Source organism: Halpernia sp. GG3 (assembly GCF_052976925.2).
Genome location: NZ_JBRIIR020000014.1, coordinates 46259 through 60981 on the forward strand (window position 1 = coordinate 46259; position 14723 = coordinate 60981).

A 14723-nucleotide genomic window follows, 5' to 3' on the forward strand; every position below is an offset into this window, starting at 1 on the left:
ATTTATCTAGTTGCTTATTTACTGCAACGTAAATAATATTTGTGTAATTTTCTTGGAAATTTTATTTTAGAATCTTAGACGTTTTATTTTCGCGATTATAATTTCCCCGAAAAAAAATGCTGAAAATTATTTCAGCATTTTATAGATTTCGTCGAAATTAAACTATTTTTTACCAGCAGCTTGCATTGGGTTTACTTTTCCGCCGGAGGCTCCACGTACAATAGCAGCAGTTTTTTGCTTAAAAACTTCAAACTTAGAACTTGGAGCCGGAATTTCTCCCCAAAAATTATTTGAAGTATCAATATCTGCAGTTTCACGCATCGGATCGAGCTGAATGGATTTTAATTTTTTAGTAAAATAATAGGTTTCAGAAACGTTGTTTTCATTTTTACGCCAGATCTGTGCGGAAGATTTATCTTGTAATTTTGTTCCGTCTTCAAATGTAAATTCTAAAATGATAGGCATTACTAAACCACCTTTATTGCTAAAATCTACTTGATAAGCGTATGTGTTTTTTAATTTCTCCTGTTCTTTAGAATCTGCTTTTTCAAAATTATTAGTTTCAATGTCATAGCTTTTGTTAGCGTCTACTTTTTCCATACCGCGGTCATATTTATAATAAAAATCCTGTGTACTTTTATCTTGATCCGTAGCAAATTTGATGTTTTTGTCAGTTCTATTTCTAACTTTAGAAATGTCATCAAAACTTGGTGTTAATGCCTTGTCAACGGAGTAGGATACTTTACTGGATTTAGGGTCTTCGCTAAAATCGGGAGCAGCAACAGTTACCTTGTCAATAGAAATATCTACCGCTTCAATACCATAAAACCAACCGCGCCAGAACCAATCCAGGTTTTCAGCACTTGCATCGTTCATCGTTCTAAAAAAATCTGCGGGTTCTGGATGTTTAAATGCCCATCTTCTCGCGTATGTTTTAAAGGATTTATCAAAAAGTTCTCTCCCCATAATTGTTTCGCGCAAAATATTAAGACCTGTCGCCGGTTTTGAATAGGCATTCGGACCGAAATTGACGATGTTTTCAGAATTAGTCATTATAGGCTCCAATTGATCTTTCGGCAATTTCATATAATCAACAATTGTAAATGCTGGACCACGTTTTGAAGGAAAATTATTGTCCCATCTTTCTTCTGTTAAATATTCCACAAAAGTGTTGATCCCTTCATCCATCCAAGTCCATTGTCTTTCGTCTGAATTCACTATCATCGGAAAAAAATTATGTCCAACTTCATGAATAATTACGCCGATCATTCCGTTTTTTGTGCCTTCGGAATAAGTTCCGTCTTTTTCTGTGCGCCCATAATTAAAACAAATCATTGGATATTCCATACCATTTGCCGCTTCAATTGATTGTGCAACTGGATAAGGATACGGAATTGTAAATTCGGAATAAGTTTTAATGGTGTGTGCTACTAATTTTGTAGAATATTTGCTGTAAAGATTATAAGCCTCTTTAGGATAAAAACTCATTGCCATTACTTCATTTTTATTTTCAGGAATGGTTACTTTCATACCGTCCCAAATAAATTTTCGGGAAGAAGTCCATGCAAAATCCCGGACATCATTCGCTTCAAATTTCCATATTTTTCGTTCTTTAGATTTATTTTTTTCAGCATTTTTAGCTTCCGCTAAAGTGACAATTTCAACTGGTTCCGAAGAATTTTGTGCTTTTTGCCATCTTTCATATTGTTTATTTGTAAGCACATCTTTGTAGTTCTTTCCCTGTCCCGTTCCAGTTACAATGTGATCTGCAGGTACATTCATGCTCACTTTAAAATTCCCAAATTCGAGAGCAAATTCACCTCGACCGGTAAATTGATTATTTTGCCAACCTTTAAAGTCGCTGTAAACGCACATTCTCGGATACCATTGTGTAATTGTATAAAGATCATTTCCATCTTCCGGAAAATATTCATAACCACCGCGACCGCCTTTTGCAATTCTGTCCGTGATATTATAGTTCCAGGTTATTTTAAAAATAAATTTTTCACCTTTTTTCAAAATCTTTGGTAGATCAATTCGCATCATCGTTTTGTTTACCGTGTAAGAAAGTAGAGATCCATTTTCATCCGTCACTTTTTCTAAATTTACGCCAAAACCATTATCATTTTGCGGTAAATCAGTCGGTGCGAGACGATCAATTGTCGTCATCTTTGGAATCATAGAGTTATCTTTAAAACCCGCATTTTTGACTGAAGATTGTTCATTTTCATCCAGTTGCATCCAGATATAATCTAAATTATCCGGCGAATTATTATAGTAAGTAATAGTTTCCGAACCTTTTAGATTTCTCTTATCCTCATCTAAATAAGCAGAAATATCATAGTCTGCTCGGTTTTCCCAATATTCGTGCCCCGGTGCGCCGGAGGCGGTTCTGTAAACATTTGGTGTAGGAAGAATTGTTCCCAAGGCTTCAAATTTATTTCCGTGATTACTCGTCGGATTATTTTTAATGTCTTGTGCAAAAAAACTGAGTGGAAGTAGTAAAGAAAGTAATAATGATTTAATTTTCATTTTTAAAATAATATGTTAATAAAATGATTTCTTCAAAATTAATTAAAATAAATGGAATGTTAACAAAATTTTAAGAAAAAGGGATTCTATTGAACGCCATTGACAACGAAATGATAAGTGCAATGCTCGATGCTAAGATCAGCCAATACTTTTTATTTAATTTTAAATATTTAATTAAAAGAAATTCTAAGCCCAATATTAAAATTACTACAGCAACCTGTCCCAATTCTAGACCGATGTTAAACCCAAAAAGTGGTGCAGCGATGTTTTGTTCACTTGCGATCATCATCCGTGCAGAATTTGCAAATCCCATCCCATGAATCAGACCAAAAATTAAGGCTAAAAAATAATTTAGCTTCATTAATTTCTGCGTGTTTTTATACATCAAAATATTTCCGAGTGCAGTAAGAGCGATTGTAATTGGTATTAAAAATTCCACCCAATTACTCGGAAATCTGATGATATCTAAAACGCTCAAAGCTAATGTCAATGAATGTCCAATTGTAAAAGCAGTGACCAGAACTAATATTTTTTTTATATCTCTTATAGCATAAACTGCAACTAATGCTAAAATGAAAAGTTGATGATCCAAAGCGTCCCAAGCAATAATATGTGACCAGCCAAGTTTTAAATAAAATAAAAAGTCTTGCATCTTAGTTTTGTTTTAGAACTGCGATAATACAAATTTTATCTTTATTTTTGAAGATGCGAAAATTACTTTTTTTGTTAGCTTTTATTTTTTTTGTCGGTGCAAATGCGAAGTCAGTTCACCCATACCACGTGGGTTCTGTCGAATTTAAATACAACGTAAAATCCAAAACATTTGAAGTAACTGCGAAGTTTTTTCTTGACGATCTGGAAAGCGCGATAAATCAGAAGTATGGAAAATCGGTTCATTTTAATGATAAAAACTACAAAGACCAAATTAATTCTTTATTAAAAGATTACTGCGCTGAATATTTAAAAATAAAAGTAAATAATCAATCGATAAAATTAAATTTTATTGGTTTTGAAGAAGATAGGGAATCTGTGGATATTTATCTAGAAACGGAATCGGTTGAGAATCCCAAAAAAGTAGAAACCGCGGTAAGTTTTTTATACAATCATTTTGATGATCAGCTTAATATCATACATATTATTATAGATGGAAAACGTAAAAGTTCAAAACTGAATTATCCCAACCGTTACTTATTTCAGCAATTTTAAATATTTTTCTTCTAATTGATCTTTACCATTAATTTTTAAAGTAAGAATTCCGTACATTTATTAAAAAATAGTATGCGAATTTTATTAACAGGCGTTACGGGTTACATCGGAAAAAGATTGCTTATTCAGCTTCTGGATGAAGGCCATCATATTATTTGCGCAGTTCGCGATGTACAAAGATTTAATCAAAAGTTAGACTTAAGAAAAGGAACGTTAGAAGTAATTCATACGGATTTTTTACTTCCCGAAACTTTAGAAAATATACCTGAAGATATTGATGCTGCCTATTATTTAATTCATTCCATGTCCACTACAACGGGCGATTTCGAAAAAATGGAAGAGGATTCTGCTATCAATTTCAAAAAATATATTGAGAGAACTAATGCCAAACAAGTTATTTATTTAACAGGAATCGTTAATAATGATTATCTTTCAAAACACCTCTCTTCACGTAAAAAAGTAGAAGAAACTTTGGCGAGTGAAAAATATGCTCTAACTGCATTGCGCGCGGGGATTATCGTTGGTTCTGGAAGCGCTTCTTTTGAAATTATCCGCGATTTAGTGGAAAAATTACCTGTCATGATCACGCCAATTTGGGTAAAAACAAAATGCCAACCAATTGGCATCAGAAACGTAATTCAGTTTTTAGTAAAATCCTTGTTAAACCCTTATACTTTTAATAAATCTTTTGATATCGGCGGGAAAGATGTTTTAAGTTACAAAGAAATGATGATGCAATTTGCAGAGGTGCGAAAATTAAAACGTTATATAATCACAGTTCCCGTGATGACACCAAAAATATCTTCTTATTGGCTTTATTTTGTGACTTCTACATCTTATCCTTTGGCAAAAAATTTAGTCAATAGTATGAAAATTGATGTTGTCGCAAAACCGAATGATCTGGCTGAAGTTTTAGATATAAAATTGCTGAATTACAAAGAGTCACTAGAACTGGCTTTTGATAAAATTAAGCAAAACGATGTCCTATCGAGTTGGTACGATTCTTTTACAGAGAATTTCCACGAAATGAACGTATGGCAATATATGGAAGTGCCTAAATATGGGTGTTTCAGAGACGTTAAGGAACGAAAAGTAATAGATGAAGAAAAAACTTTAGACCGTATTTTTTCAATCGGTGGAAAAAATGGTTGGTATTATGGCGATTTTCTTTGGTCCGTCAGAGGTTTTATTGATAAACTTTTTGGCGGTGTAGGTTTACGTCGAGGCAGAAGAAATTTAAACTATTTAGAGGCGGGCGACACGTTGGATTTTTGGCGCGTGCTCTATGCTAGTAAAACGGAAAAAAAATTGTTACTCTTTGCCGAAATGAAATTGCCTGGTGAAGCTTGGTTAGAATTTAAAATCTTAGACGGAATTCTCTATCAAACTGCGAGTTACCGGCCATTGGGAATTTCTGGAAGGCTATACTGGTACATTGTTTTGCCGTTTCACTATTTTATTTTTAATGGTATGATAAACAGTTTGGTTAAACCTTAATTATTCCCGGTCGAGTTTAAGAAATTTCTTCTCAATCCAAATCGTCGCAAACGGAAAAAATGCAGATAAAAATGCGAAAACTGAATCTTCATCATCCCAGATGAAAATTTTGCGCATTGGAATACAAAAGATGAGGTAAAGTGTAAAGAAAAAACCGTGGATATTGCCTACAATTATAATAAATATTATTGCCCACATTTCTTCTGGGAAATAACGTTTTAAGGGAATGGCAATAATATAAAGAAAAAAACACGTTAAACCTTCCCCTACAGCAAAAAATTTAAAATAACGCACTAGCTTTTCATCAGAATATTTTGCAAAAAATTTGTCTGTAAAATTCATAAAAATATTGGAATTATTATTAATCTTAAAAGTTCCAAGATAATGATTATTTGTTCGTATTGTCTGACTTCTAAAGCCTGATTAATTATTTATAAAAATTGCTTCCGTCAATAAAATCAAATACTTCAGGCGGTAACATTGGTCGAACATTTTTTCCTTCTTTAATCATAGCGCGAATTTCTGTGGCAGATAGTTCGATAATTGGTGCAGAAATTCTATGGATATTTTCTTGGCTGAAAGTAATGGCTTCACTTTTTGCAGCAGCAATTCTGGGATAGACTATAATCTGATGATTTTCAATTAATGACTCAAAATTTTTCCATTTAGGAAGTGACTTTAGATTATCTTCTCCCATTATTAGTGCAAAAGAATATGCAGGATATTTTTCTTTTAAATAAGCCAACGTGTGCGTCGTGTAAGACGGTGTTGGAAGTGAGAATTCAACATTTGATGCGCGCATTTTTGGGTAATTTTCAAGTGCTAATTGTACCATTTGAAGCCGATGGTAATCTTTTAATAAAGATTTTTTTTCTTTAAAAGGATTTTGCGGTGAAACTATGAACCAAAGTTCTGTCATATCTGTATTTTCCAAGATATAATTAGCCAAAATTAAATGTCCAATATGAATTGGATTAAATGAACCGAAAAATAAACCGATTTTTTTCACTGAAAAATTTAAAAAATTTGAACTACGACCTAAAACCTGCAAATCTATTCATGAAATTTCACGTCTCGAATATTTAAGAAATAAGTGACATTTCCACGCCAATGATTTTCATCTACTGTAAAGGCAAGATCAAAGTTTTTATTGCGGAAATCGTTCTCAAATTTACCCATTTTAAAAGCCAGACACTCGATATTTTTGCTTGTTGTCTGGTTTAAAATTTGAAATTTTACATGCGCATTTTCTTTGCCAATTAATTTTATGAAACCTGTAGTTTTCAAGTTTTTAATTACTAAAATAGGTTTCATATTTCCCGGTCCAAAAGGTGTCAATTTTCGATGAAAATTAAAGAAATCTTTGTTTAAATCTTCTACTTTTATTTCAGCATCGATTTTTAAGAACGGTTTTTTTTGATGTGCCTGTATTTGTTGTGAAACTATGTTTTCAAATTTTAATTTAAATTCTTCAAACTTTTCTTTTTCCATGGAAAGTCCTGCAGCTGCAGGATGACCGCCAAATCTGAGAAACAAATCTGAACATTGATCTAAAGCATGGTGCACATCAAAATCTGCGACTGATCTTGCAGAAGCGACTAATTCTCCATTATTTCCGTCAGTAAAAACCAAAGTTGGCTTGTAATAAGTTTCTGTTAAACGCGAAGCTACAATCCCAATTACTCCTTTGTTCCAGCCAGAACCGTAAACTACGGTCGAAAAATTATTAATTTGCTGTGTTTCTATTATCTGCTCTAATGCCTGCGCAGTGCTGAAACCATCGAGTTCACGGCGAGAAGTATTGAGATCTAAAATATTATTTACGATTTCATGAGCGTGTTTTAAATTGTCTGAAACCATTAATTCTACAGCGGCTTTACCATGAGAGATCCGTCCGGCAGCATTGATTTTTGGTGCAATTTCAAAGACAATATTAGAGATCTCAAAAGTTGAAATTTTGTCTTCAGGAATTAATAACCGCAAACCAATATTTCTAGTTTTACGCAATATTTTTAAACCTTGTTTTGCAAAAATCCTGTTTTCACCAGTCATTGAAACAATGTCTGCTGCGATAGAAACGGCAAGTAGATCTGTCAATTCAAAAAGTTCGTGCTCTGGTATTTTATAAATTGTATTTAAGCCTTGACAAAGTTTAAAACCAACTCCACATCCGGAAAGTTCTTTAAATGGATACCTGCAATCTGCTCTTTTTGGATCGAGAACTGCAATAGCATCTGGAATTTTTGTGCCTGGTAAATGGTGATCACAGATAATAAAATCAACATTTAAGGAATTTGCGTAGTCTATTTTATCCAGGGATTTTATACCACAATCTAACGCAATGATCAAGGAAAAACCATTTTCTTTGGCGAAGTTTATGCCGTCAATTGAAATGCCGTAGCCTTCAATATTCCTATCAGGGATATAATAATCGATGTACTTTTTCTGAACGATTTTTGAAAGATAAAGATACATTAAAGCAACAGCGGTTGTGCCATCAACATCGTAATCACCAAAAACCAATATTTTCTCACCATTTTCAATAGCCGTCGCAATTCGTTCAACTGCTTTCTGCATATCTGCCATGAGGAACGGATTATGAATGTCATTAAGATTAGGCTTAAAAAATGCTCTTGCTTTGGTATAATTATCAATGCCGCGTAGAATCAAAATCTTTGATTCCAAGGTTCCAAAACCTAAGGACGAACTGATAGAATCCACTGATTCTTCATCTGGTTCTGCGCTAAAAATCCAATCGTTCGTCATTAAGCAAAAATAGTGAAATTAAAATACACTTTAATAAATCAATATTGTTAGAGTATTCTAATATATTTAATTAATAAATCATAACATTAAGTAATTATTAATTTTTAATAATTATCAACAAAATTTGTTGTTTCACAATACTTTTTTAAATAAACGTTTAATTTTTAACAATTAATTGGCATAATAAATGATAGAAGTCAAATTATGAAGTCACACAATTATTGAAGGAGATCTAAAAGAATCAATAAAATATGAAGAATATCATATTTTTTTTCATTTTGCAAATCTGAGATATAAAAGACTTCGTAATTTATAGAAACAGTTTAAGAAACCATTAAAAAAAATATATTATGGAAAAACCAATCATTGTATCAAATAAGGGGGCGACCTTAGATACCAGTAGAAGAAATTTCTTAAAACTCGGCGGTGTCGGTCTTGCAGTTGCAGGTCTTACTTTAGCAGGATGTAGAAATGATAATTATCAATATGTACCCGATGCAGCAGTTTTTGATCTCGGTAAAGGTGAGACGTAGGCTATATCGATTTCGCGTGATGCTCTAAGCAAACTAGAAGCGGATTTTTATACTAAAGTTGTAAATTCTTTCTATAGCGGAATCAGCTCTGTTGAAAGACAACTTTTTACCGACATCTACAACCACGAAATCATACACAGAGATTTCTTTAAAGCAGCAATTTCAGGCGCGGCTCCATCTCAACTTCTTCCAAAATTAGAATTTAAGTATGACGGTGTGGATTTTACAAGTAGAGCTTCTATTTTAGCAACTTCTAAAGCATTGGAAGATACAGGAGTCGGCGCATATAATGCCGCTGGTAAATATATTACCAATTTAGATTATTTGGTTATTGCAGGTAAAATTGTTTCTATTGAAGCAAGACACGCTTCCGCAATTAGGGATGCAATTAATCCAGGATCAGCTTCTTTTGCAGGGGATGATGTTATTGATGTAACAACTGGATTGGATGTTGCAATTGAGCCAAAAGGCGTGGTAGCAGCAGCAGGTCCGTTTATTAAAACAGCTTTCACTTGGAAAGAACAAGGTATCGGATAATTTCTAACCCCATAAAATTTACATTATGAACTTATTAAAAATATTAGACGATTTATCTGACGACAAATTTTACGCGTCAGGATCCACGAGAAAAGAAAGTTTCTCACAATTAGCAAACTTTGGAAAAAAAGCTGCATTAGCTGTTATTCCTGTAGGACTTGGGTCTTTTATGTCAACAGACGCAAAAGCTGGTAGTCTTGAAAATACTGCAAAATTTGCAGGTGCAAGTGCACAAAGTGCTTTAACAGATGCTTTGCAATTAGCATTGACTTTAGAATATTTGGAGGCAGAATATTATGTAACAGGATTAGCTACGTCAAATTTGATTCCTGCATCAGACCAAACGGTTTTCAATCAAATATCTAAGCATGAAACTGCTCACGTTAAATTTTTAAAAGCAGCACTTACAAGTTTAGGTACGACGCCAATTTCAAAACCAACTTTTGATTTTACAGCTGGTGGAAACTTCAAACCTTTCTCTGATTACCAAACATTCTTAGTTTTAGCCCAAGCATTTGAAGATACAGGTGTTAGAGCTTACAAAGGACAAGCAGGAAATGTTGCTTCTAATAAAGCAGTTTTACAAGTTGCATTACAGATTCACTCTGTAGAAGCAAGACATGCTTCCCAAGTAAGAAGAATGAGAGGTCAAAAAGGATGGATCACACTTAATGATGGTGGAAACATGCCTGCTGCTACAAATGCAACTTACGCTGGTGAGGAAAATTTGATCCAAGCTGGTTTTGACACAAGTAAATTGTTTGGTCCTGAAGTTGGTTCTGCATCTTTTGATGAAACTATCACAGCCCAGCAAGCAACTATGATTGCCTCAGTATTTATTAAATAAAAATTCAATATCAGATTTTTTTCAGAACCATTCACTTAGCTGTGGGTGGTTTTTTAATTAATATGCCTTGCAAAAATTATTTGCAAGGCATATGAGTTTTATAAGACTTCAAAAATTAAAGCTTTTTATTTTAACACTAATTTTGAGCATACATCTCTTCCTGCAGCTCCTTTACTTTCTTATCGGTTAAATAGTCATCATAGGTCATTTCCCGGTCAATAATTCCCTTTGGCGTCAGTTCAATAATTCGGTTACAAACTGTTTCAAGCATTTCGTGATCATGTGAAGCGAGAAGTATTCCACCTTTAAAATTTACCAAAGAGTTATTTAAAGTCGTTATACTCTCGAGATCTAAGTGGTTGGTTGGTTCATTCATTAGAAGAAAGTTGGCTTTCTGCAACATCATTCTAGAAAACATACAACGCATCTTTTCTCCACCAGATAAGACAGTACTTGATTTTAAAGCTTCATCCCCTGAAAACAGCATTTTTCCTAAAAAACCCCTCATATATTCTTCGTGGCGCTCTTCATCGTTTTTGGTATATTGACGTAACCAATCTACTAAATTTATTTTTTCATCAAAAAATTCTGTATTATCTAAAGGCATATAGGACTGAGTAGTTGTAATTCCCCAGTTAAATTCGCCTTTATCTGCTTTTGCATTCTCTGTCAGTATTTCAAAAAATTCTGTTATCGCAAGAGAATTTTTAGAAATAACGGCTACTTTATCGCCATTTTTAAGATTTAGATGAATGTCAGAAAATAATAATTCGCCGTCTTTTGTCTTTTCTAAATTTTTGACTTCTAAAATTTGATCACCTGCTTGTCTTTCTGTGTCAAAAATAATAGCTGGATATCTTCTAGAACTTGGTTTTATATCTTCAATGTTTAATTTGTCAATCATCTTCTTTCGTGCAGTAGCTTGTTTTGCTTTTGCAACATTGGAGCTAAATCTCGCGATAAAGTCTTGTAGTTCTTTCTTTTTATCCTCAGCTTTTTTATTGGCTTGTTGTTTTTGGCGCGTTGCAAGCTGTGAGGCTTGATACCAAAAAGAGTAATTTCCAGTGTATAAATTTAATTTAGAAAAATCTAAATCGCCAATATGTGTACAAACTGTATCTAAAAAGTGACGATCATGTGACACTACAATTACCGTATTTTCGTAAGTAGAAAGAAAATCTTCTAGCCATGCAATGGTTTGAATGTCCAAATCATTTGTTGGCTCATCTAGAATTAAAACATCTGGACTACCAAAAAGAGCTTGGGCTAAAAGTACGCGTACTTTGTCTTTATTTTCTAATTCAGACATCATTTGATAGTGCATATCTTCTGAAATATCTACATTTGAAAGCATTGTTTGTGCGTCAGATTCTGCGTTCCAACCGCCCATTTCTTCATAAATAGCGCCCATTTCTCCAGCTTTTATACCATCCGCATCAGAAAAATTTTCTTTTGCATAAAGCGCATCCATTTCCTCTTTTATTTTATATAATTTTTGATTACCTCTTAAAATAGTGTCTAAAACCGTAAAATTATCATAGGCAAAGTGATCCTGCTCTAAAACTGACATTCTTTTTCCTGGTTCTAAAGAAATGTTTCCTGCCGTTGGATCTTGTTCTCCACTTAAAATTTTAAGAAATGTTGATTTTCCAGCGCCATTTGCACCGATAATTCCGTAGCAATTTCCTTTTGTAAATTTTATATTAACTTCGTCAAAGAGAACTCTTTTGCCGAATTGTAAGGAAAGATTTGATACTGTTAACATATTGTTTTGTAAATTTGGCGCAAAAGTACAAAATTTTATGGAAAATATAAAGACCTTATAAATGTACTTTGTTAAAGATAACATTAATGAAAATACAGAAAACAGTTACTGTTTTAAATAAGAGAGCACGTTTTGAGTATGAACTTACCGATGAAGTTGAAGCAGGGGTTGTACTTACAGGAACGGAAATTAAATCACTACGAAGTTCAAAAGCATCTATAACCGATGCGTTTTGTCAATTTATAAATGAAGAGCTCTATGTTATAAATATGAGTATTGAAGAGTATAAGCTTGGTACTTTTTATAATCATAAGGCTAAAAGAGAACGAAAATTATTACTGCATAAAAAAGAATTGTTAAAATTTAACAAAAAACTAAAAGATGTAGGAAATACAGTTGTACCTTTAAAATTATATATTAATGACGCTGGGAAAGCAAAAATCCTAATAGCAGTAGGTAAAGGTAAAAAATTATTTGACAAACGGGAGAGTATAAAAGACAGAGAAAGTAAAAGACAATTGGACAGAGTACTAAAGAAAAGTTAAAAAAACTCGTGAAATCTTTGTGTATAAGGAAAAATTATATTTATTTTGCAATATCAATTATTTAATCATTTAATTCTATGAAAAATCTAAAATTAGGAATTTCAGCATTGGCACTAACAGTTGCCTCTACTGTTTTCGCTCAAACTACTACAAACCCTTGGGTTATTGGGGTAGGAGCTCATGGTGAAAACCACATAGCAGCTGGTGGAAATGCGGGCAATGTTTTATCTACTGCTTTTGGTGGAAGAACTATTGGTGACTTGTATAACGTAAGCAATTTTACTATCACACCGCCATTATCAAAATTAACTGTTGCGAGAAATATTAACAAATTTTTAGTTATTGACTGGCAGACTACTGTTGGTAATGTAGATAACAAGAAATTTGCTTATCCAAAACAATTTTTCTTGATGACAGGCTTAGGTTTACAATTTAAAGTAAATGGTTTTTGGAGTGAAGATTCTTGGTTTGATCCTTACGTGAGAGTTGGTGGAAATTATTTGAGACATGATTATACTAGTCTTACTTTTCCAAGAACTTCTGTAACTGGAATTAATTACTCTCAATATGACAGAGATGGTAATCTTTCAGGTAAAGCGAATCATTTTGCAGCTTCAGTTGGTATAGGATCTAATTTTTGGGTAACTAAAAACTTTGGCCTTGGTATTCAAGGTGATTATGTTTCCACCCCTATAGAAAAAACGAGAGTTCCAAACTTTTTTCAAGCATCTGCTTCCCTATTATTTAGATTTGGAAACACTGATAGGGATAAAGACGGAATAATGGATAAAGATGACGCATGTCCAGATGTACCAGGTATTGCTTCTTCAAATCCAGAATTTAACGGTTGTCCTGATACTGATGGCGATGGTGTATTTGATAAAGTAGACAAATGTCCTACAGTTGCAGGTCCAGCTGAAAATGACGGATGTCCTTGGCCAGATACTGACGGTGATGGTGTATTAGACAAAGATGATGCTTGTCCTACAGTTGCAGGTCCGGTTGAAAATAAAGGATGTCCTTGGCCAGATACTGATGGTGACGGAATCTTAGATAAGGATGATGCTTGTCCTACAGTTTTCGGTTTAAAAGAATACAACGGTTGTCCAAAACCACAAGCCGCTTACGCTGATGATGCTACAGGAGCTCTTAAAGGTATTTTCTTTAACTTTAATAAAGCTACCTTAAGACCAGAATCAAGTGATAAATTAGATCAAGCTGCAACTGTAGTTAAATCTTCTAACGGTGGTACATTCTTAGTAACAGGTGAAACTGATAAAAAAGGTTCAGATGCTTATAACTTAAAACTTTCTAGAGAAAGAGCTGCTTCGGTAGTTGCTGCTTTGGAAGCTAGAGGAGTATCAACAGATCAGTTGAAATCTAAAGGAGTAGGTGAAGCAAACGCAATGGTTGCTGAAACAGCTTCTGATGCTGATAGAATGGCTGATAGAAAAGTAGTAGTTACTTCGGTTGACAAAGCTGCTTTTGATGCAATGGACAAATCTGACTTACCAGTAGTTGTTAAAAAAACAGCAACGAAAACAGGTAAAAAGAAAATGATGAAGTCAAGCAAGAAAAAAATGATGAAAAAAAGAAAATAATAATAAATTCTTTTCAAATTATAAAAAAACGCTCTCAATTTTGAGGGCGTTTTTTATGATTTGTGTAAATTTGCAAGTATTAATTAATAGATATTATGGGAAGAGCATTCGAATATAGAAAAGCATCTAAAATGGCCAGATGGGATAAAATGGCTAAAACATTTTCTAAGATTGGAAAAGATATTGCCCTAGCTGTGAAGGCAGGCGGTCCTGATCCAGAAGCAAATCCATCTTTGAGACATTGTATCAGAAATGCAAAAGGTGCAAATATGCCAAAGGAAAACGTTGAAAGAGCCATTAAAAAAGCTAGTGGTGCAGATGCAGAAAATTATGAGGAAATCACCTACGAAGGTTATGGACAAGGTGGAATTGCATTTTTTGTAGAATGCACAACAAATAATCCCACGCGAACAGTGGCAAACGTTAGAGCGATTTTTAATAAATTTGATGGTAATCTAGGAAAGAATGGCGAGCTTGCATTCATATTCGACAGAAAAGGTATTTTTCACTTAGAGGAATCTGCAGTAAAATTAGACTGGGATGAGTTCGAAATGGAAATGATTGATGCTGGTGCCGAAGATATAGATCAGGACGCTTCAGAAGTATTCATTACCACTGCTTTTGAAGATTTTGGATCATTGTCGCATAAACTCGATGATCTTAAAATTGAAGTAATGAGCGGCGATTTGCAGCGTCTGCCAAATGCTACAAAATCAGTTAATGAAGAGCAGTTTAAGATTAATATGAAAATGCTTGATAGATTTGAAGAAGACGACGACGTGCAAAATATCTATCATAATATGGAAATTACAGAGCAACTGCTGGCATCTTTATAAAAGATAATGTTGCATTCATATCCAGTTCATTTTCAAGTTGTTTCTTTGTGATTAATGA

Annotated in this window: 12 protein-coding genes and 1 pseudogene; 7 read left to right on the forward strand and 6 right to left on the reverse strand. The window is 33.6% G+C overall.

Features of this window, described 5'->3' with window-relative positions; genetic code table 11:
• Positions 1-162 precede the first annotated feature (162 nt).
• Both ACVBED_RS07705 and ACVBED_RS07710 read right to left on the reverse strand, forming a co-directional pair.
• Positions 163-2532, reverse strand: coding sequence for a M1 family metallopeptidase (locus ACVBED_RS07705; protein WP_473094811.1), 2370 nt, complete (start codon positions 2530-2532; stop codon positions 163-165).
• A gap of 70 nt (positions 2533-2602) precedes the next feature.
• The gene (locus tag ACVBED_RS07710) at positions 2603-3184 is read right to left on the reverse strand and encodes a HupE/UreJ family protein (protein WP_473094812.1); all 582 of its coding nucleotides are present in this window, start codon (positions 3182-3184) and stop codon (positions 2603-2605) included.
• 71 nt (positions 3185-3255) lie between these two features.
• Between ACVBED_RS07710 and ACVBED_RS07715 the strand changes: the two genes are divergently transcribed.
• Together ACVBED_RS07715 and ACVBED_RS07720 are read left to right on the forward strand one after the other, a co-directional pair.
• The gene (locus ACVBED_RS07715; RefSeq protein ID WP_473094813.1) at positions 3256-3738 is read left to right on the forward strand and encodes a DUF6702 family protein; all 483 of its coding nucleotides are present in this window, start codon (positions 3256-3258) and stop codon (positions 3736-3738) included.
• A gap of 72 nt (positions 3739-3810) precedes the next feature.
• Positions 3811-5235, forward strand: coding sequence for an SDR family oxidoreductase (locus tag ACVBED_RS07720; RefSeq protein WP_473094814.1), 1425 nt, complete (start codon positions 3811-3813; stop codon positions 5233-5235).
• On the opposite strand, the gene ACVBED_RS07725 is transcribed toward ACVBED_RS07720, so the two are convergent.
• From ACVBED_RS07725 to recJ, 3 genes are all read right to left on the reverse strand, one after another.
• Positions 5236-5577, reverse strand: coding sequence for a DUF3817 domain-containing protein (locus ACVBED_RS07725; RefSeq protein ID WP_447121285.1), 342 nt, complete (start codon positions 5575-5577; stop codon positions 5236-5238).
• Between the two features lie 85 nt (positions 5578-5662).
• On the reverse strand, positions 5663-6244 hold the full coding sequence (nadD, locus tag ACVBED_RS07730) for a nicotinate (nicotinamide) nucleotide adenylyltransferase (protein WP_473094815.1): 582 nt from the start codon (positions 6242-6244) through the stop codon (positions 5663-5665).
• Between the two features lie 44 nt (positions 6245-6288).
• Positions 6289-8001 carry a single-stranded-DNA-specific exonuclease RecJ gene (gene recJ / locus ACVBED_RS07735; protein ID WP_473094816.1) on the reverse strand — a complete coding sequence of 571 codons (1713 nt, stop codon included), beginning with the start codon at positions 7999-8001 and terminating at the stop codon, positions 6289-6291.
• 350 nt (positions 8002-8351) lie between these two features.
• Between recJ and ACVBED_RS07740 the strand changes: the two are divergent.
• A pseudogene (locus ACVBED_RS07740) lies at positions 8352-9071 on the forward strand (ferritin-like domain-containing protein).
• Positions 9072-9096: 25 nt separating this feature from the next.
• Positions 9097-9918 (forward strand): ferritin-like domain-containing protein, encoded by an 822-nt coding sequence (locus ACVBED_RS07745; RefSeq protein WP_473094817.1) that lies wholly within the window; start codon positions 9097-9099, stop codon positions 9916-9918.
• 136 nt (positions 9919-10054) lie between these two features.
• Here the strand turns inward: ACVBED_RS07745 and ACVBED_RS07750 are convergent, their stop codons facing one another.
• The gene (locus ACVBED_RS07750; protein ID WP_473094818.1) at positions 10055-11683 is read right to left on the reverse strand and encodes an ABC-F family ATP-binding cassette domain-containing protein; all 1629 of its coding nucleotides are present in this window, start codon (positions 11681-11683) and stop codon (positions 10055-10057) included.
• Positions 11684-11769: 86 nt separating this feature from the next.
• Here ACVBED_RS07750 and smpB point away from each other — a divergent pair, with 86 nt between their 5' ends.
• The 3 genes from smpB (at position 11770) to ACVBED_RS07765 (ending at position 14665) form a co-directional block, all read left to right on the forward strand.
• Positions 11770-12228: an SsrA-binding protein SmpB gene (gene smpB, locus ACVBED_RS07755; protein ID WP_473094819.1), complete on the forward strand. Its 459-nt coding sequence runs from the start codon at positions 11770-11772 to the stop codon at positions 12226-12228.
• Between the two features lie 77 nt (positions 12229-12305).
• Positions 12306-13829, forward strand: coding sequence for an OmpA family protein (locus ACVBED_RS07760; RefSeq protein ID WP_473094820.1), 1524 nt, complete (start codon positions 12306-12308; stop codon positions 13827-13829).
• A 95-nt stretch (positions 13830-13924) separates the two neighbouring features.
• Positions 13925-14665 carry a YebC/PmpR family DNA-binding transcriptional regulator gene (locus ACVBED_RS07765; protein WP_447121289.1) on the forward strand — a complete coding sequence of 247 codons (741 nt, stop codon included), beginning with the start codon at positions 13925-13927 and terminating at the stop codon, positions 14663-14665.
• Positions 14666-14723: the final 58 nt, after the last annotated feature.

Coding starts and splice junctions, on each gene's coding strand:
- ACVBED_RS07705 (WP_473094811.1), bottom strand. CDS start 2,532: ATGAAAATTAAATCATTATTACTTTCTTTACTACTTCCACTCAGTTTT.
- ACVBED_RS07710 (WP_473094812.1), bottom strand. CDS start 3,184: ATGCAAGACTTTTTATTTTATTTAAAACTTGGCTGGTCACATATTATT.
- ACVBED_RS07720 (WP_473094814.1), top strand. CDS start 3,811: ATGCGAATTTTATTAACAGGCGTTACGGGTTACATCGGAAAAAGATTG.
- ACVBED_RS07725 (WP_447121285.1), bottom strand. CDS start 5,577: ATGAATTTTACAGACAAATTTTTTGCAAAATATTCTGATGAAAAGCTA.
- recJ (WP_473094816.1), bottom strand. CDS start 8,001: ATGACGAACGATTGGATTTTTAGCGCAGAACCAGATGAAGAATCAGTG.
- ACVBED_RS07745 (WP_473094817.1), top strand. CDS start 9,097: ATGAACTTATTAAAAATATTAGACGATTTATCTGACGACAAATTTTAC.
- ACVBED_RS07750 (WP_473094818.1), bottom strand. CDS start 11,683: ATGTTAACAGTATCAAATCTTTCCTTACAATTCGGCAAAAGAGTTCTC.
- smpB (WP_473094819.1), top strand. CDS start 11,770: ATGAAAATACAGAAAACAGTTACTGTTTTAAATAAGAGAGCACGTTTT.
- ACVBED_RS07760 (WP_473094820.1), top strand. CDS start 12,306: ATGAAAAATCTAAAATTAGGAATTTCAGCATTGGCACTAACAGTTGCC.
- ACVBED_RS07765 (WP_447121289.1), top strand. CDS start 13,925: ATGGGAAGAGCATTCGAATATAGAAAAGCATCTAAAATGGCCAGATGG.